The organism is Rhodococcus globerulus NBRC 14531 (genome assembly GCF_001894805.1).
In the GTDB taxonomy this organism is placed as follows: domain Bacteria; phylum Actinomycetota; class Actinomycetes; order Mycobacteriales; family Mycobacteriaceae; genus Rhodococcus_F; species Rhodococcus_F globerula.
On record NZ_BCWX01000004.1, the window covers coordinates 589,773 to 608,173 of the forward strand.

Annotated in this window: 18 protein-coding genes; 13 read left to right on the top strand and 5 right to left on the bottom strand. The window is 63.2% G+C overall.

Annotation, left to right across the window (positions count from 1 at the left end; translation table 11 throughout):
* Positions 1-5: 5 nt before the first annotated feature.
* The 4 genes from RG2_RS23380 (at position 6) to RG2_RS23395 (ending at position 3,777) form a co-directional block, all read left to right on the top strand.
* A complete protein-coding gene (locus RG2_RS23380; RefSeq protein ID WP_033237089.1) occupies positions 6-776 on the top strand; it encodes a DUF1707 SHOCT-like domain-containing protein in 771 nt (256 codons plus the stop codon).
* A gap of 114 nt (positions 777-890) precedes the next feature.
* Positions 891-1,454 (top strand): PadR family transcriptional regulator, encoded by a 564-nt coding sequence (locus RG2_RS23385; RefSeq protein WP_033237088.1) that lies wholly within the window; start codon positions 891-893, stop codon positions 1,452-1,454.
* On the top strand, positions 1,447-2,550 hold the full coding sequence (locus RG2_RS23390; protein WP_033237087.1) for an inositol-3-phosphate synthase: 1,104 nt from the start codon (positions 1,447-1,449) through the stop codon (positions 2,548-2,550). The genes RG2_RS23385 and RG2_RS23390 overlap by 8 nt, the downstream gene beginning before the upstream one ends.
* A gap of 213 nt (positions 2,551-2,763) precedes the next feature.
* The gene (locus RG2_RS23395) at positions 2,764-3,777 is read left to right on the top strand and encodes an isopenicillin N synthase family dioxygenase (RefSeq protein ID WP_033237086.1); all 1,014 of its coding nucleotides are present in this window, start codon (positions 2,764-2,766) and stop codon (positions 3,775-3,777) included.
* A gap of 38 nt (positions 3,778-3,815) precedes the next feature.
* Here RG2_RS23395 and RG2_RS23400 read toward each other — a convergent pair whose 3' ends face one another.
* Together RG2_RS23400 and pdxR are read right to left on the bottom strand one after the other, a co-directional pair.
* Positions 3,816-5,936, bottom strand: coding sequence for an NAD(P)/FAD-dependent oxidoreductase (locus RG2_RS23400; RefSeq protein ID WP_072782683.1), 2,121 nt, complete (start codon positions 5,934-5,936; stop codon positions 3,816-3,818).
* Between the two features lie 41 nt (positions 5,937-5,977).
* Complete coding sequence (gene pdxR / locus RG2_RS23405; protein WP_033237085.1) at positions 5,978-7,372, bottom strand: MocR-like pyridoxine biosynthesis transcription factor PdxR; 1,395 nt, start codon at positions 7,370-7,372, stop codon at positions 5,978-5,980.
* Positions 7,373-7,456: 84 nt separating this feature from the next.
* Between pdxR and RG2_RS23410 the strand changes: the two genes are divergently transcribed.
* Positions 7,457-8,134 carry a pyridoxamine 5'-phosphate oxidase family protein gene (locus RG2_RS23410; RefSeq protein ID WP_033237084.1) on the top strand — a complete coding sequence of 226 codons (678 nt, stop codon included), beginning with the start codon at positions 7,457-7,459 and terminating at the stop codon, positions 8,132-8,134.
* Positions 8,135-8,145: 11 nt separating this feature from the next.
* Here RG2_RS23410 and RG2_RS23415 read toward each other — a convergent pair whose 3' ends face one another.
* The 3 genes from RG2_RS23415 to RG2_RS23425 form a co-directional block, all read right to left on the bottom strand.
* Positions 8,146-9,003, bottom strand: a complete 858-nt coding sequence (locus RG2_RS23415) for a slipin family protein (RefSeq protein ID WP_080711885.1) — start codon at positions 9,001-9,003, stop codon at positions 8,146-8,148.
* Positions 9,000-9,470, bottom strand: coding sequence for an NfeD family protein (locus tag RG2_RS23420; RefSeq protein ID WP_033237083.1), 471 nt, complete (start codon positions 9,468-9,470; stop codon positions 9,000-9,002). Before RG2_RS23420 ends, RG2_RS23415 begins: the two co-directional genes overlap by 4 nt.
* A gap of 118 nt (positions 9,471-9,588) precedes the next feature.
* Positions 9,589-10,338 (bottom strand): IclR family transcriptional regulator, encoded by a 750-nt coding sequence (locus RG2_RS23425; RefSeq protein WP_051730784.1) that lies wholly within the window; start codon positions 10,336-10,338, stop codon positions 9,589-9,591.
* 248 nt (positions 10,339-10,586) lie between these two features.
* On the opposite strand from RG2_RS23425, the gene RG2_RS23430 reads away from it, so the two are divergent.
* From RG2_RS23430 to RG2_RS23465, 8 genes are read left to right on the top strand one after another with little or no spacing between them, the layout of a single operon-like run.
* Complete coding sequence (locus tag RG2_RS23430) at positions 10,587-11,639, top strand: NrtA/SsuA/CpmA family ABC transporter substrate-binding protein (protein WP_033237081.1); 1,053 nt, start codon at positions 10,587-10,589, stop codon at positions 11,637-11,639.
* A gap of 4 nt (positions 11,640-11,643) precedes the next feature.
* Entirely contained in the window at positions 11,644-12,501 is an 858-nt protein-coding gene (locus RG2_RS23435) for an ABC transporter permease (RefSeq protein ID WP_020971388.1), read from the top strand.
* Positions 12,498-13,340 (top strand): ABC transporter ATP-binding protein, encoded by an 843-nt coding sequence (locus RG2_RS23440; RefSeq protein WP_033237107.1) that lies wholly within the window; start codon positions 12,498-12,500, stop codon positions 13,338-13,340. Before RG2_RS23435 ends, RG2_RS23440 begins: the two co-directional genes overlap by 4 nt.
* Positions 13,324-14,367 (top strand): ABC transporter substrate-binding protein, encoded by a 1,044-nt coding sequence (locus RG2_RS23445; protein WP_033237080.1) that lies wholly within the window; start codon positions 13,324-13,326, stop codon positions 14,365-14,367. Before RG2_RS23440 ends, RG2_RS23445 begins: the two co-directional genes overlap by 17 nt.
* Positions 14,364-15,455, top strand: a complete 1,092-nt coding sequence (locus RG2_RS23450) for an LLM class flavin-dependent oxidoreductase (protein ID WP_033237079.1) — start codon at positions 14,364-14,366, stop codon at positions 15,453-15,455. The genes RG2_RS23445 and RG2_RS23450 overlap by 4 nt, the downstream gene beginning before the upstream one ends.
* Complete coding sequence (locus tag RG2_RS23455) at positions 15,452-16,606, top strand: LLM class flavin-dependent oxidoreductase (protein ID WP_033237078.1); 1,155 nt, start codon at positions 15,452-15,454, stop codon at positions 16,604-16,606. The genes RG2_RS23450 and RG2_RS23455 overlap by 4 nt, the downstream gene beginning before the upstream one ends.
* Positions 16,603-17,310 (top strand): class II aldolase/adducin family protein, encoded by a 708-nt coding sequence (locus tag RG2_RS23460; protein WP_033237077.1) that lies wholly within the window; start codon positions 16,603-16,605, stop codon positions 17,308-17,310. Before RG2_RS23455 ends, RG2_RS23460 begins: the two co-directional genes overlap by 4 nt.
* 41 nt (positions 17,311-17,351) lie before the next feature.
* On the top strand, positions 17,352-18,293 hold the full coding sequence (locus tag RG2_RS23465; protein ID WP_033237076.1) for an ABC transporter substrate-binding protein: 942 nt from the start codon (positions 17,352-17,354) through the stop codon (positions 18,291-18,293).
* Positions 18,294-18,401: the final 108 nt, after the last annotated feature.

The window sequence follows — 18,401 nt, forward strand, 5'->3', positions numbered from 1 at the left end:
CGGACATGCCGAACGATCTGACCAGGACCACCCGTGCTCGCAATGCCGATCGCGAGGCCACTTGCGCAGTGCTGGACTCCGCCTTCGCCGACGGGCAACTCACCGCGACCGAACACGATGAACTGACCGAACTCGCCGCGGTTGCAGTGACTCTCGGCGATCTCGAAGATTTGACGTCCGATCTGCAGACCGAAGCGTCTCTGCCTGTTCTCCGGAAGGAACCTTCGCTCGACACGCGTTGGATCGCCCTTGCGATCATCGCTCTGTCACTGGTCTCGGCTATCGGTTTCGGAATCAAATACGCCGCGTCCGACGCCACGATCTTCTCGAGCCCCGAGCCACAGTTGCACACCGTGGACGGCCTGGGTGCGATGTTCCGTGCCATCGAAACGGAGTACGGCAGCGGACTGGTCGACGAGATGACCATCTATCCCACTTACGCACGCGTAACGCGCGCCGATCCTGCCGCACCTCGCAAGGCCCTCGACAGCTACTACCGAGGCGACCTCGAGGACACGACTTCGGGAGGATCGCGCGAACCCGACGTGGCACAGATCGACGTCACACAGCTCGATCCTCGCATCGTGATCGCCCTGCTCGACGGCGCCGGAACCACGACGTCGGTGCAAAATCCGACCACGCGATACATCTCTGTCGAGAGCACCGAAACTGAGCCGACCATCGAGATTCACGTCCGCAACGACCTCGACGAAAGCGGGTCCCTGACCGCTGCCCTCGATGGGGAAATCATGTCGATCAACCCGTTCACCCCCTGATCTAGCCGTGACACCTTGGTACACGTATCGGGCCGCAGTATGGTTTTATATATCGGCGCGATATAGTTGGTTATCGCATCAAGCGGTTAGATCCACAGACTCGGGAGGTGTCACTTGCTCGAACTCGCAATTCTCGGGCTACTCCTCGAGTCACCGATGCACGGATACGAGCTGCGTAAGCGGCTCACCGGTCTGCTCGGCGCATTCCGTGCGTTCTCGTACGGATCGCTGTACCCGGCACTACGGCGCATGCAGGCCGACGGCTTGATCTCGGAAGACATCGACAACACCACCGGCCCACTCAAGCGTCGGGCCCGTCGCGTCTACCAGCTCACCCCGGAAGGCCGGCAAAGGTTCACTGAATTGGTTGCCGACACGGGACCGCAGAACTACACCGACGACGGCTTCGGCGTTCACCTCGCCTTCTTCAGCCGCACCCCCGCAGAAGCGCGGATGCGGATCCTGGAAGGCAGACGACGCCAAGTCGAAGAGCGCCGCGAAGGCCTTCGCGACGCCGTCGGCCGGGCCAGCGGATCGCTGGACCGATATACCCGCCAGCTCCACCAGCTCGGACTCGAGTCGAGTGAACGCGAAGTGCGTTGGCTCAACGAATTGATCGCAGCCGAGCAATCGATACCAGGAACATCCAAGAAAGAAGGAGAGCCCGACCATGGGTGAGAACAGCACCGCGGTGCGCGTAGCAATTGTGGGCGTGGGTAACTGTGCCTCGTCCCTGGTTCAGGGCGTCCACTACTACAAGGATGCAGACGAGACCGGCACCGTTCCCGGCCTCATGCACGTCAAGTTCGGTAAGTACCACGTCCGCGACGTGCAGTTCGTCGCTGCTTTCGACGTGGACGCCAAGAAGGTCGGCTTCGACCTCTCCGAGGCAATCCTCGCCAGCGAGAACAACACCATGAAGATCGCTGACGTCCCGCCGCTCGACATCCCCGTCCAGCGCGGCCCGACTCTCGACGGCATCGGCAAGTACTACGCCGAGACCATCGAACTGTCCGACGCCGAGCCCGTCGACGTAGTCCAGGCACTCAAGGACGCCAAGGTAGACGTCCTCGTGTCCTACCTGCCCGTCGGCTCCGAAGCTGCTGACAAGTTCTACGCACAGTGCTGCATCGACGCAGGCGTCGCGTTCGTCAACGCGCTTCCCGTGTTCATCGCCTCCGACCCGGAGTGGGCTGCCAAGTTCAAGGACGCCGGCGTCCCGATCGTCGGTGACGACATCAAGAGCCAGGTCGGCGCCACCATCACCCACCGCGTGATGGCGAAGCTGTTCGAAGACCGTGGCGTCGTGCTCGACCGCACGTACCAGCTCAACGTCGGCGGCAACATGGACTTCAAGAACATGCTCGAGCGCGATCGCCTGGAGTCCAAGAAGGTCTCCAAGACTCAGGCCGTCACGTCGAACCTCACCGGCTCCCTCGCCGGCAAGGTCCACGACCGCAACGTCCACATCGGTCCCTCGGACTACGTGGAGTGGCTCGACGACCGCAAGTGGGCATACGTGCGCCTCGAAGGCCGTGCCTTCGGTGACGCTCCCCTCAACCTGGAGTACAAGCTCGAGGTCTGGGATTCGCCCAACTCCGCAGGCATCATCATCGACGCCGTCCGCGCAGCCAAGATCGCCAAGGACCGCGGCATCGGTGGACCGGTTTACCCGGCATCCGCTTACCTGATGAAGTCCCCGCCGGTTCAGATGGCCGACGACAAGGCTCGCACCGAGCTCGAAGCGTTCATCATCGGAGCCGATGAGGCGTAGCTAGACGCCGGGCTGACGAGGCGTAGGTCTTTTCAGCTCACACGGATTCGGGGTCTTGCGCCACTGGCGCAGGGCCCCGATTTCTGTATCCCGCAGGGCGTTTCCGCAGCCGCGCGGCTGATCACGCCTGCGGATGCGGAATCGCCGCGCGGGGCGGTGCCGGGCTGCGTGGAATGATGGACGGTAAGGACCATCACACGAATCGAGGACCTCATGTCGATTGCGTCCCTGCCTGTTCTCGACCTCGCACTGGCGGAGAATCCCGAGACTGCCGAGCAGTTCCGGACTCAGCTCCGCGACGCGACCCACGACATGGGCTTTTTCTACCTCGTCGGCCATGGAATTCCCGACGCTTTGCAACGACGCCTCCTCACGGTCGCTCGCGAGTTCTTCGCTCTCCCTTTGGCGGAGAAGCTGGCGATCGAGAATCTGCGCAGCCCGCACTTTCGTGGATACACACGCCTGGGCGGTGAACTCACCGAAGGTAAGCAGGACTGGCGCGAGCAGATCGATATCGGTGCCGAGCAACCCGCTGCAGCGCGCACAGCCACGTCGCCGGACTGGGAGATCCTGCAGGGGCCCAACCAATGGCCAGACGCCCTTCCCGAATTACGGGAAGTCGTCACCGAATGGAATGACGAACTTACCGGCGTCGCATTGCGACTGCTCCGGGAGTGGGCTGTCGCCCTGGGACAGAATCCGCACATTTTCGATGCCGCGTTTGCGAAGGATCCGTCGATCCTGATCAAAGTGGTGCGCTATCCGGGCCGACCGAAGAACGCGGGAACTCAGGGAGTCGGCGGCCACAAGGACGCCGGCGTACTGACCCTGCTGTACGTCGAACCCGGCAAAGCCGGCCTGCAGGTGGAGCACGACGGTGACTGGATCGACGCACCGCCACTCGAAGGCGCGCTGGTGGTCAACATCGGCGAACTACTCGAGGTCGCAACGGGTGGATATCTGAAAGCCACTGTGCACCGGGTTATTTCACCGGAAGGCGCGGGCGAGCGAATCTCCGTGCCGTTCTTCTTCAATCCGAACTACGCCACCCAGGTCCCGGAGTTCGATCTCCCACCGGAATTGGCGAAGCACGCTACCGGCGTCACCGTCGATGCGAACAACCCGATCCACGATTCCTATGGCGCCAACGCGCTCAAGAGTCGCTTGCGGGCGCATCCCGATGTTGCGGCGCGGTGGTGGCCGGACATTGTTGCTGTGCGCCTTTAGTAACCGTCCGCGGTTAATAAAGGCGCACAGCAGAGTGCTCAGATATCCATCGCAGCTTTCCACGCGGTGTGCATTGCGCCCTCGATGTAGTCGACCTCAGAGGCGTCACCGACAACACGTACGTCGAGCACCACACCTGCCAATGCATCGGCCAGCGGCGCCTGAGCCGACACGCCCGATGCGACGACAACCATGTCGGCCGCAGCTGTCAGTGTCTTGTCACCGGAACGGAATTCGACGTGTTCCTTGGTGATTCGCTGCACCGTCGAATTGCGGTGAATGTTCACACCGACATGCTTGGCGTGGCGCACAGCGGTCCAGCGGCGCGGCATCGCCATCGGAACGCCCAACTGCTGGCCTTCTTCGATCAGCGTCACGTTGCGACCGCGCTCGGCCAGGAACTCCGCAAGTTCGAGCCCGACAAGCGAACCACCGATAACCACGACGTTCTTGCCCATGGGCAGGAACTTGCGGGTTACCGCACGAATCGCGGCAGGGCTCTTGGTGATTCCGGAGAGCTTGCCCAGCTTGGCCATCGTCCGCAGGAACGGCGGAACCTGCGACGTGTCGCCGGCACCGGTCATCAAGGCGCGCAACGTGTCACCGGTGTGCACGTGCGGCAGGTCGCCGCCGGGAACGGACGGGCGGTCACGAACCGCGCCGGTGGCCACCACAACCACGTCGGCGCCGAGAGCCTTGATCGAAGCGACCGTGGCCTCGGTGTTCAGCCGGATATCGACGCCCAGGCGCGAGGTTTCCACCTTGAGCCAATCCAGCAGACGACCGTTGTCCGGCGTCGTGAGGCTCGAGAACCAGAGCGTGCCGCCGAGCCGATCTGCCTTGTCCACCAAGGTGACTCGATGTCCACGTTCACTGGCGACTCGTGCCGTCTCGAGGCCACCCGGTCCGGCACCGACAATCACGACGTGCTTGGGTGTCGTCGACTTGACGAAAGGTACGAGCGCCTCGTTGCCGAGCGCGGGGTTGACAGCGCACAGCGGAGTCTCGTCCCAGAAGTTCTCCTGCACGCAGACGTAGCAATTGATGCAAGGCCGAACCCGCTCGGGTGTCCCGTCTTTGAGTTTGTTCACCAACTGTGGGTCTGCCAGGAGCTGACGGCCCATTGCGGCGAAGTCCGTGCGTCCTTCCGCGATCATCTTCTCGCCGACCTCGGGGAGCATACGTCCGACGGTGATCACGGGGATCGATATCGCCTGCTTGATTCGCGTTGCATTGTCGGTGTAATAGCCGACCTTGTCTGGCAGGGGGCCGTCTGTGAAGTTGGCAAAAGCATTCAGTGCGGTACCGGTGACGTGGATGGCGTCAGCGCCGGCCTCTTCGAACATCTTGGCGGCAGCAACAGCCTCGTCGACGGTTAGCCCGTCGGATTCGCCGTACTCTTGACCGGCCAGACGCACGATGACGGCAAGCGAACCGCCGACCTCCGCCTTGACTGCGCGAATAACTTCACAGGCCAGGCGAGCCCGATTCTCCATCGAACCGCCGTACTCGTCGCTGCGCTGATTCGTGTACCGACTCAGGAACGCTCCGAGGACGTAGTTGTGGGCGCAGTGAATCTCGACTGCGTCGCCGCCCGCCGCCTTCACCCGTCCGGCAGCCTCGGCGAACATGCGGACCAGCCAATCAAGATCTTCCTGGTCGGCCTCGTGGTAGGTCGCCCTCTTGCCCTCGTTGATGGCAGCCATCTTGCCCAGTTCTTCGGGTGTGCAATCGGCCATCGCACTCATGTCACCCGGCGGCTTCGGCATGGACGGCACCAGCTGCGGTCGGCCGTCGAGGGTGTCGATTCGCGCGACCTTGCCGTGGTGCGTCATCTGCACACACAGCTTGCTGCCGGCGTCGTGCACCGCGTCGGCCAATGCCTTGAGTCCGGGGATGAACCGGTCTTCCGAGAGCCCCGGTTCCTTGCGGCTGGTGCAGCCCAACGGATACGCAACAGCGCAGCAGCCGGTGATGATCAGCCCGGTTCCACCGGCCGCACGCGCCACGAAATGGTCGATGTCGCCCGTCTCGATTTCACCGTCTTCGCAGAGGTTCATGTCCATGGCGGGCAGAACAACGCGGTTGGGCACGGTGATGGGACCGATGGTCCCGGGTGCGAGCAAGTGCGGGAAGGTCTGGTTGCGGATCACGAGCAAACGCTAGAACCGAGAGCCGCACCTCGGGGCGCCGTTCCCGATCAACGGGATTCAACGCCGTGATCTGCGAGACAGTTAGCGATCACCTCGAGTGCATATTCCAGGTCGCGTGCGTCCACTCTGCCGTATCCGATCACGAGTCCGCCCGGGTTTTTGTGACTGCGCGCAGACTCCGTCAGAGTCGGTACCTCCACTCCGTATTCGAGCGCACAACGTGCGACGGTCTCGGCCAGATCCGCATCCAACACCAGCGTCGTGTGCATGCCGGCTCCCAGCCCGCGCAGTTCCCCGAAGCGGGACAGCGCAGCGTGTACCAACCGATCGCGCTCCCGATATCGCCGACGCGCAGCCCGTACCGTTCTGTCCCATTCACCGTCCCGCAGGAGTGAAAGCAGAGCCCGTTGCAGCGGAAGAGACGGGAAATCCCCGATGCGAACCCGATGCGCCGCAATTCGACGGGCAAGCTCTTCCGGCGCAACCAACCAACCCAGCCGAATTCCGGCGCCGAGCGTCTTGGCGACCGTACCCAGATACACCACCCGATCCGGCGCGAGTTGCGCCAGCGCTGGCAAAGGCGCTACGTCGTAACGGAATTCGGAGTCGTAGTCGTCCTCGAAGAGGAGGACGTCCCGAGCCCGTGCAAAGTCGATCAACTGATTTCGCCGACTCACCGGCAAAAGTCCACCGGTCGGATACTGATGTGACGGGGTCACGTACACACCACGAACATTCCGGGGCGCCGATTCCAGCTCGTCGACGCAAAGTCCGTGTGCATCTACCGGCACGTCGAGCAGTGACCATCCGGTGGCAAGCGCCGCCGTCGACGCGCTTCGATAGCCCGGATCTTCCATTGCCAGTACAGCGTTGGGGGAGCGCAGCGCTGACAACGCCAGTCCGAGGCCGTGTGTAGCCCCGGAGGTAATGACGATGCGCTCGGGTTCGACGGCCATGCCGCGAGCCCGGCCCAACAGTTGCGACAGCGCAGAGCGCAATTCGACGTCGCCCGCCGGGTCAGGATCTCCGAAAGGTGGTGGCGTGGAACCGACATCTCGCCAGGCCCGACGCCAGGCCGCACTCGCGCGCGGCGGAGTCCACGGCACTCCGGGGCGCAATTGAACCTGCGGCGGTGCGGGAGCGACTACCTTCGCCGGCTTGGGAGTAGACAGCACAACGGATGAAGGAGCTTCTGCCACAAAGGTTCCCGAGCCGCGCACCGCTACGAGCCAGCCCTCGGCAATCAGTTGCTCGTAGGCTCGTTCCACCACGGCGCGGGCAACACCGAGTTCGGCAGCCAGTTTCCGCGAACTCGGCAGCCGCAATCCCACAACAGCCGATCCACCGCGAATGTCTGCTCGCAGGTGATCGGCAACCTGGATCGGCAAAGGTCGCCGATCGGTCCGGTCGAGCACCACCGCTACCGCCGAGGGCAGAAGCATCGTTTCCCTTTCCATAAGTGGCCTACCAAAGTGCCCACAAATTGGACCATGACGCAAAGCCACTTGGCTAGGAGTATTGCTCACATGACACACACCGTCGCACTCGCCCCACTGTCCCCAACAGCACGTACAACCCATAAGCGCGCGCGTCATCACGGTGTCACCGATCGAGCAGCGCTCTTCGACGTCCTGCGCTCCGCCAAGCTGTGCCACTTGGGCGTGTCCACCGACGGTGTGCCTCTCGTGCTGCCGACGGCGTACGGATTTGATCCCGAGGGCCCGGATCAAGACGGCACCCTCTACCTGCACGGTTCGGTAGCGTCACGTAGCCTCGCGCCCGACAGCGAGATCTGCGTAACCGTCACAGTGCTCGACGGACTTGTTCTGGCGCGCTCCGGTTTTCACCATTCGATGAACTACCGCAGCGCCGCGATTCTCGGTCGACCCCGGATCGTCACGGATCCGGACGAACGGCTCAGTGCACTGAATTTGATTGTCGATCAAGTAGTTCCCGACCGTTCCGGACACCTGCGGGCGTCAACACGCAAAGAACTGGCGGCAACAGTGGTGCTTGCACTGCCCCTGTTCGAGGCGTCGGTGAAGGCACGAACCGGCGGCCCCGGCGACGACGAATCAGATATCGGTGTCGAAAAGGTCTGGGCAGGTGTCATTCCGGCATCCGTACAGTTCGGTGAACCCATCCGAGCCGAAGACCTCGATGCGGATATCACGCTGCCGGAACATGTCTCGGCAATGATGTAGCCGAAGCAACGCTACCGCGGGATCGGCGGGGACAACGGCGGGCGAATATCCAGACCATTAGGTCGCGGCTCGGAAGTCACCGGCGTGGCCGATCCGGACTCGTCCTGCTTGTCCTCGCCCCGGTTCCCCAGGAACGGACGAACCAGGTCGAGGGGCAGCGGGAATACGACGGTCGAATTGTTCTCGGCCCCAATCGCGTGCAACGTCTGCAGGTAACGCAATTGCAGGGTGGTCGGGTTGCGGCTGATCACGTCGGCTGCGTCGGCGAGCGTAGCCGACGCCTGGAATTCGGCTTGCGCGTTGATGATCTTGGCTCGCCGTTCTCGTTCGGCCTCCGCCTGACGGGCGATGGCGCGCTGCATGTTGGCAGGAATCTCGACGTCCTTGATCTCCACCGTGGTGACCTTGACTCCCCACGGTTCCGTCTGTTGATCGATCACTTTCTGCAGGTCTTCGTTGAGACGTTCACGTTCGGAGAGCAAGGCGTCGAGGTCGGCCTTGCCGAGGATCGACCGCAGAGTTGTCTGCGCAATCTGCGACGTAGCTGCCAGGAAATCTTCGACCTCGACGATTGCGCGATCGGCATCGACCACTCGGAAATAGGTTACGGCTGTGACTTTTGCCGGCACGTTGTCGCGCGTAATGACTTCCTGCACCGGAATTTTCAGTGTCACGGTCCGTAGGCCGACCCGCTCCATCCGATCAATTGCCGGAATGAGGATTACCAGACCCGGCCCCTTCAACGCGATCAACCGTCCGAGCCGGAACACCACTGCACGCTCGTACTCTCGCAAGACCCGAATCGACATGCCGACCAGCGTCACGAGAAGCAGAACAACGATGCACAGGGAAATGAGAATGGTGGTCATAGCAACTCCCACGGTTCACGACGGCGCACTGTCAGGGTCAGACCCCGGACCTGCTCCACTACGACAGGATCGCCGGCCTTCGGAACAGAATCGTCACTGAACCCGAAATCCATTCGGGCGTTCCACAATCCACCCGCAGCCTCGACCTGTCCGCGCGAGCCGTCCCAACTGCGAACCGTCGCATCGGATCCGATCAGCGATTCCACTCCGGTGCGCACGGGCGCATGCCGGGCGGTCAGAACTTTCCGGCTCGCCACCGCGGTAACACCCAGGCCGACCACTGCAACCCCTGCCGTCACCGGAATTGCAATCACCTGGCCCGCATCGCCGGAGGTGAAGAGCAACCAGACACCCGCCCCGATCAGGAGCGCACCAAGACCGCCGAGCACCCCCGCAGTCGGGGCATGTGCCTCGACCACCATCAACAAGACACCCAACAGCAGGGCCGCGATACCCAATGTCGTCATCACTCGTCTCCACGCTCACGAGGACTCGGTCGCGTCGCGTAGCCATCGTGCGATCGGGCCCTCGACATCAACGGTAATCACGTTTGTCCGGATCTGCCACAACCTGCTTCACGTCGCGTCAGAAAAGTACTTCGCCGATCTGTCGCGCGGTCACCTTGGCAAGATCGGCGAGGAACGGAATCCGCTCGTCGATCATCAGCTCGACCGGACCACGAAGCCCGAGAGCGTAACGCACAGTGCCTGATCCATCGATGATCGGAATTCCTATCGTCCGGAAATCTGGCGTCAACTCTTCGTCGTTGAATCCGTAACCACGCTCGCGGGTCAATTCCAGTTCCCGGCGGATACCGGCAACATCGGTGATCGCACGCTGGGTGGTCGCTTCACGTGGCAGGGCAGCAAGTTCGGAGTCGTCCACATCGGACCACGCCAGAAACGCCTTCCCGAGCGCGCTCGCATGCAATGGAAGGCGGACGCCCTGGAGTACGTGCCCATCAGCCTCACGCCACCGACTGAATCCGAGCAGCACCACCTCACTTCCGCTTCGCACTGCCAGAGACGCGGATGCTCCTGTCGTTGCGGCCAATTGCTCCAGGTAAGGCTCGGACAGGTAAATTCGATGCTGGCGGTAAGACACCTGGCCATAGGCAGCCAGGGCGGCCCCGATCCGGTACCGACTGGTCGCGTCGTCCTTTTCGAGGAAACCCGCGTCGACGAGCGACTGTAGCAACCGATGCGTGGTGCTCACCGCAAGTTCTTGTCGCCGCGCAACTTCCGATACTCCCAGTTCTTCGCCACTGCGAAAACATGTGAGCATGGTCAGGGCGCGAGTCACGGTTTGAACTCCCGCGCCGCGTGCATCCGTCACGAACGGTCCTTTCGCTGTGGCCTGATCGACCTGAGAATCGGACGCTAACACGGACCCACCCGTCCGGCCATTCTTTCCATCAGGTGGAAAGTAACTAGAACGAAGCCCTACAAAACCCCAGATGACCAGACTTCGGACGTTGTCAAGATTTCCAATCTTCAGAAAACTAACGGGGGCCAAACGGGCGGGCATCCCATAGCGTCATCGTCGTCAGTCTTGACGAATCAACGCCTGAAGGAGCCACATACATGCCCCGCTTCCGCCGACTGCCACGAGCTGCCGCCGCGCTCGCCATGATCCCGCTGGCCGGGTTGGCGGTGGCGTGTGGGTCTTCCGATTCCGACAGCGCCGCAGGCAATTCCAGCGCAGAGTTCACGCTCAAGGTCTTCGATCCCGGAAACTCCGGTGCCATCGCCGTCGGCAAGCGTGACGGAACCTACGACGAGGCGCTGTCGCCGTTGGGCGCAAAGATCGAATGGGTCAAGACCACACCGGGATTCAGCTCCAACCTCAAACTTTTCAACAGCGGAGAACTCGACATCCAGACTGGCGCATACAGCCCCGTCGTCGGCGCACTGTCCAAGGATGTCGGAGTCCGCATCTTCGCCACGTCCGACCCGTACAACAAGGACCAGGCCGGCATCATCGCCACTCCGGAATCCGGCATCACGACCGTCGCAGATCTGGCCGGCAAGCGCATTGCCGTCAACCCTGCGGGTAAGGGCGAGTACATCACGCTCAAGGCCCTGACACAGGCCGGAGTGCCGATCGATTCCGTCGAACGCGTTCCGCTGCAACAGGCTGACGCGGCGTCGGCGTTCTCCACCGGGCAGGTCGACGCGTGGGCGTCGTTCCTGATTCCGTACCAGGAAGCAAAGGCCAAGGGCGCGGTCGAGATCGCAACCGAGGCGAGCATCGACTCCGTGGACAGCACCATCATCGCCGGCCGCACCGCAGTTCTCGAAGAACATCCCGAGGTAGTCCAGAAGTTCCTCGAGGTCACCCAGGAACTCACCGCGAAGCAGCAGGCCGACCCGGCAGCATTCGAGAACGTCTTCGAACAGACAGGTCCGCGCGCACTCTCCGGACAGCGACTCGACGACGCGATCACCCTCGGCGGCCAGATCACCAACTTCCGCTATCCGACCGCAGCGGATGCCACCGACCTCGAATCGATCTCCACACTGTTCGCCGAGAACAAGGTGATCCAACAGCCCCTCGAGGGCAGCGACGTGATCTTCGACCTCCAGGGTGCTGTGGCAGGTTCGGCAGCGGCAGCGCCCACCACCGAGGGGAAGTGACCCGATGGTGACGCTGACCCGCCCCGCTCGAACGGCGTCGCAGTCAGTGGAACATCCGCAACTCGAAACGCCGCGCTACCGGCGCAATCGCAGCAGGCCCAAGTGGGTCTCGATCCCACTCCGCTTTCTCGTGCCCGCCTTGTTGGTGGCCGGATGGTGGATCGGATCGGCCACCGGACTGATCCGCGAAGAGATCCTGGCCGGACCTCCGGCGGTGTGGACGGCATTCGCCGAGCTGTACCAGTCGGGTCAGTTGGTCGACTTCGGTCTCGCGTCGCTTCAACGTGCTGCACTGGGTGTTTCGGTCGGTGTGATCGTCGGATTGGTGCTCGGGGTTCTCTCCGGCCTCTCCTCGCTCGGCGAAGAACTGATCGACTCGACCATGCAGATCAACCGCGCGGTTCCGTTCCTCGCGCTCGTTCCGTTGTTCATCGCCTGGTTCGGTATCGACGAAACTTTCAAGGTAGTCCTGATCGCGGTCGCGACCGTCGCCCCCATGTACGCGTACACCTACCTCGGTGTGCGCGGGGTCGATCGCAAGATGGTCGAAGCGGCACAGGGTTTCGGCCTGACAGGTTGGCGACTGGTGTTCGGAGCGATTCTTCCGACCGCCCTCCCCGGTGTTCTGATGGGTCTCCGAATCTGCCTGTCGCTCAGCATCACCGGATTGATCGCAGCCGAGCAGGTCGGCACACGTGAGGGGATCGGATACCTGGTCACCCTGGCGCAGGAATACAACCGCACCGACTACATGGTTCTGTGCATCGTCATGTACGCGGCGCTGGGTCTCATCTTCGACGCCGTGGTCAGGCTGATCGAGCGATACTCCATGCCGTGGCGGAGATTGTCGGTGGCGCGATGACGAACACGACCGTCGGCTCGCTGCCGACCACCGAAGCACCTCTCCCGCCGTTGGCAACGCGTGAGCGGACCGGCACCACTGCGGCCGAACGACGAGCCGGATCACCAGTGGCAGTCTCACTCACCGGAGTGCGGAAGTCGTTCGGTGACAATACTGTTCTGGGTGGTATCGACCTCGAGATCACACGCGGAGAGTTCGTCGTTCTCCTCGGTCCAAGCGGCACCGGCAAGACGACCCTGTTGCGAGTGCTCTCCGGATTGGAAGCACCGGACAGCGGCGAGGTGCTGGTTCCGCGCGACCGCACGGTCGTCTACCAGGAACCGCGATTGATACCGTCGAAGCGAGTTCTGGCCAATGTCACAGTCGGACAGAAGCGGTCACGTCAGGTGACCGACAATGCACGCAACGCACTCTCCGAGGTCAACCTCGCGGACAAGCACCGTGCCTGGCCGGCCACCCTCTCCGGCGGTGAGGCCCAACGCGTCGCATTGGCGCGCGCTCTCGTTCGCGAACCTGAACTATTACTGCTCGACGAACCGTTCGCAGCCCTCGACGCTTTGACCAGGCTCCAAATGCAAGACTTGGTAGGCGATCTGGTCGCCCGGCACCGTCCGGCGGTACTACTTGTCACTCACGACGTCGACGAAGCCGTACGACTTGCCGACCGCGTGCTCATCCTCGACAACGGCGGGTTTGCCGTGGACGTCGATATCGATCTGCCACGCCCCCGCGACCGGAACGATCCCGAATCTTTGCGCTACCGAGCGAGCTTCCTGAAGGAGCTCGGCGTCGGCCGCACCTTCCCTGACGGACAGGACAGTCATGACATTGATCGCTGATTCCGCAATCGACACACTCTGGTACACCCGCTGCCCCGTTCCCACCGCCAGCGGACTAGCCAACAGCCTCGGATGGCTCGACCGAACGGCAAACGAATCCGGAGTGCGTTTCGGCGTACTGCAAGATGCCGGACCGGAATTGGCAGTGCGCCATTTCGATCACCACCTCTCCGGACTCATTCGCGAAGGCGGCAACGTCCCCGCACTGGCCGCGCGTGCCAGTGGTTCTCCGACGCGGCTCATCGGGCTCACCTGGATCGACGAGGCCCAGGCGATCCTGGTGCGCGGAGACTCCGACATCCGAGAAGCAGGTCTTTTGGCCGGTGCTCGGATCGGTATCCCGGCCTGGGCTGCGGATCAGGCCAGGAGCTTTCCTCGCGCCATGGCCCTGCACGGCTTCGCCTCGGCACTTCGACTGGGCGAGTTGAGTTTTGCCGACGTCACCCTCGTCGATGTTGCGACGACGGCAGCCCCCGAGGTCCGCACCGCCTCGTCCACCCGCAACACGACGTGGGGTGTCGAATCCCTGCTACGCGGCGACGTCGACGCCATCTACGTCAAGGGCGCCCGCGCCCAGGAAGTTGCCCGCGAACACGGACTCGCCGTGGCCGTCGACCTCGATTCCACTGCATCCCTGCGTGATCGCGTCAACAACGGCACTCCGCGACCGATCACGGTTCACACCGATTTACTCGAACAGCGCCCGGACATCGTCGTCGGTTTCCTCGCCGAGAGCCTGAGAGCGGCGGACTGGGCGGCGGCCAACATCGACGAGGTTCGGGCCGTCTTGCAGACCGAAACACAGTCGGGGCCCGAAGGTGTGGTGGCGGCGTACGGCGAGAACTTCCACACCGGACTGCATCTGAGCCTGTCGGACGAGCGTGTGGACCTGCTCGGTGTGCAGAAGCAATTCCTGTACGCGCACGGCTTCCTCGCCGCCGATTTCGACCTGCAGTCCTGGGTGGCGCACGAACCCCTGGAACAGGCACGCGCACTTGTCGCCGCGCAGAAGGGCACAGCACAATGACGGACGTCTACTGGGAGCTACCGTCGCGTGGCGACGGACGCCGAGCCGTAGCCGCACTGAACAGTCGAGGCGGCTTCGGGCCGCAGCGGCCGGCAACCGTCGCGACCGATGTTCGCCCCGGAAACTTCGGGCCCTTCGACGAATTGGCACAGATCGTTCTCGCGGCCGAACTGTCGGGCGTCGACGGCGTCATCGCACCGTACGATCCGAGCGGCGAAGAATCCTGGATCGTTGCTGCCGCAGCCCTACGTCAGACGCGTCATTCGCGAGTGGTCGTGGAGTTTCACCCAACTTTCGGCACCCCCGTCTACGCCGCCAAAATGTCGGCGACACTTCAGCGCCTGTCGGCAGGTCGTCTCGAATGGCGAGTGAAGGTAGAGACGGACGCCGAAGACGCCACTGCCCGCGGAGACGTGGTTCGAGGAGCCGACCGCTACGCGCGCGCCGCGGAGTTCCTGACCGTCGCACGCGGTGTGTGGAACGAGGAGCAGATTCTCCCCGGCGGATTCGGCGGCACGGGTTACGACTTCGACGGCGAGTACTACGACGTACTCGGCGGCGGATTCCGAGGCATCTTGTCGGGACTCCGTTTTCCCCGAGTACATCTGACCGGAGATTCTCCGGAAGCTCTGGAACTGTCCGCCCACCACGGCGACGTCCATCAGTTCACCCTTGCCGGTGACGAGTTGTCGACGCGGATCACCGCCCTCGACGACCGAGCATCCGACCTCGGCAGGACCGTCGAGAAGGTCCTGCGCATCCCGATCATCGCGAGGGAGACAGCCGGCGAAGCCTGGGCTCGCGTCGAACGGCAACTGAGAGAGGCCGATTCCGCTGCACTCGAGATCGACCGGGGCGGCATCCTGTGGTCCGGATTCGACCGCATCGGCTACGAGCACAGTATCGGCCTCGTCGGAAGCTACGAGGAAGTGGCACAGCGATTGTCGTCGTATCGCGATCTCGGCGTGGACGGGTTCGTCTTGTCAGGTCGGCCTCACATCGAAGAGCTGCACCGGGCGGGCGAGCATCTCCTGCACCTGGTCGATCCCGAGGGTCGGATCCGCAAGGAAGAGAAGGCCAACGCATGAGCATCGATTTCTATTGGCGGATCGGGATGGAGGGCGATCACGCTTCGCTGCGCACACCGCGCCGCTACAACCGTGGCGATGCCGGCGGATACGGGCCGGGCAACATCGCACCCGCGATCCGCGGCGGTGAGCTGGACGGATACAGCTACATCGACCACATGGCCGCGGTGGCAAAGGCTTCCGAGTCCGCCGGCTTCCTCGGTGGACTGCTGCCTTCCTTCCCGATGACCGAGGATCCGTGGGCAACCGCAGCCGCATTGGCTGCCGAAACCACCACGTACCGTTTCATGGTCGCGTTCCAACCGGGATTCCTTCACCCGGTGCAGGCCGCGCGGATGTCAGCCAGTCTGCAGCGCGCAACCGGCGGGCGCCTCGTCTACAACATCATCAGCGGCGGAGGCGGAGCGCCTCAGCTGTGGTGGGGTGACAAGGTCGACCACGACGATCGCTACACCAGGACGTCCGAGTTCCTCGATGTCCTCAAAGGTGTCTGGGACGGTGAACCTTTCGACTTCGACGGCCGATTCTTCCAAACCCACGGCGCCGCACTACCACCCGGACTTGCCGGCCAACCATTTCCCGAGGTGTACTTCTCCGGATCTTCGGCCGCAGCCGTCGCAGCCGCCGGACTGCACTCCGACTGCTACCTTTCCTGGCTGGAGCCGTACGCAGACCTGAGAGCCAAGATCGACGGCGTGCGGGAGAACTCGGCCAAGCTGGGACGCACCCCGAAATTCGCCGTACGCATCGACGTCGTTGCCCGGCACACGGAGGAAGCCGCATGGGCCGAGATCGAGAAGGGCTGGGCTTTCGTCGACAAGGGGGCCGCCGACCGTGCAGCGCAGGGCGATTCGGTGGGCGCCGCCCGCATCAAGGGGTGGGTGCCCGAACACATCACCGGTTACCGAGATCTGGAAGTGCAGCCCAACGTGTGGTGCGGCTTCAGCCTCATCCGCGGCGGACCGGCGTTCGGTCTGGTCGGTAGCTACGAGCAGGTCGCCGAGCGCCTCGACGAGCTGCGCGAGCTGGGCGTCGACGCCTTCATCCTCGCCGGTAACCCGCATCTCGAAGAGGCATACCGCGTCGGCGAAGAAGTTCTTCCCCTCCTGCAGCGCACCCCGATCACACCTTCTGGACTGGAGACTCGATGACCACCACCGAAACTCGACTCGACGCCGATACCGCAGTATTCGTCGAAGAAGCGCGTAAAGCAGCAGACAAGGCATTCGACGTCTTCCGCAAGACCGGAACGGTTGCAGCCAACGGGACGGTGAACTTCGTCGAACGCGTTCCCGGCACCGAAATCGCAGTCGCCCTGAACGATCCGGGACCGTGGGCGGACAATCCGTCGGTGTCACCGGTTGTCGCTACCTTCGATGGAGAGGTGCTGTCCGGCAACGGATCGGCCGGTTTTGTCACCGGCTACGCGTCCGTCTTCCGTCAGCATCCGGAAATCACCAGCGTTGTCCACATCCACACTCCGTGGCTCGGCGGTTGGGCACAGACACATCGGACGCTACCCATCCGCTATGCGGCTTCGCAGAGGCTGACGCTCTCCCGAGAGATTCCGCCGCACATCGATCGATCCCGGTCTGCGGGCGATTTCATTCTCGAGCGTCTCGAACACGATCCCGATCTGGTGGCGATCTTCGAAGCCAACGGCGGGGTCAACGTCATCGGCCGCAGCGGGTTACTCGACCTCGCGAAGTTCGTCGTCCTCCTCGAGGAAGGCGCGCAGTTCCAGGCGATCGCCGAAACCCTCGGCGGTTCGGTCGAATTCGATCCGTCCAACCTCGCCGTGCAGTGGGGCCGTAGCGGACTCGCCGACGAGGCGCGTCGACGCGGCCTCATCTAGCCATCCCCATCACTTATTCAGAACAGGAAACCGTAGATCTCATGACCGTTCGCGTCGGATACTTCCCACACAACAATTCGCTGTTCGTACTGCGCCACACCGGAATCCTCGAACGCCGTCTCCCGGATGTCGAGTGGGTGGACCTGCGCGAGCTTCCCGCCAAGCCTGCAGTCAACCCGGAGAACGCCTTGCCGACCCTGCACTCGGACTGGCTGTTCGAGGAAGGCGGATACGACGTGATCGGAACCGGATTCACGCCGCCCGTCACCGGATTGGCCCAGGGCCGCGATCTCGTCTACATCGGAATCTCCGGCCCTCGCGTGGAGAACGGGCGTCTGGTGGTCAAGGCTGATTCCGAGATCAATACGGTTGAGGATCTGCGCGGCAAGCGTGTCGGCATCGCGCACGGATCGTGGCAGACCACACTTCTGTTGTTCGCCTTGGATCAGGCGGGGCTGACCTGGTCCGACATCGTCCCCGTCGATACCGACGTGCGCGGTGGTGGAGCGGACCTCGTCGACGGCACCATCGATGCCTGGGTAGGGGCGTACCCGGGGCTGGCCGACATCGAAGCGAACCACGAACTGCGCACGCTGATCGCCACCGACGGGCTCTTCAGCCACCCCTCACTGTGGTTCACCCGGCGCGATTTCGCGGATACCAACCCGGAGGCCCTCCAGGCGATCATCGAGGCCCTGCAGGAATCCGACGCCTGGATCGAAGCCAACCCCCGCGAAGCCGCGCAGATCTTCGTGGACGACGTCGAGAAGCGTGGCGGGTCCGCGAGCCTCGATGCCTGGGAAGCTGCACTGCGCGGACGTCCTTTCGGGGTCAACCCGGTCACCGACGAGTTCCTCGACGAGCAGCAGCGCGCGGCCGATCTCCTGCTGAGCAACGGACTACTGCCGAAGGCGGTCACCGTCCGCGAAGCAGTCGTGCCGTGGATCAGCCAGTTCGTCGGTTCGGATCGTTCGTCGATCTGAGGACTGATGCTTCACACGTGACAGATACCGGACGGTCTGCCATTGTGAAGGGATGCGGCGGCGCGTGGGTGAGAGTTGGTCCACGCGACCAGTCTCAGGGGTAACCCC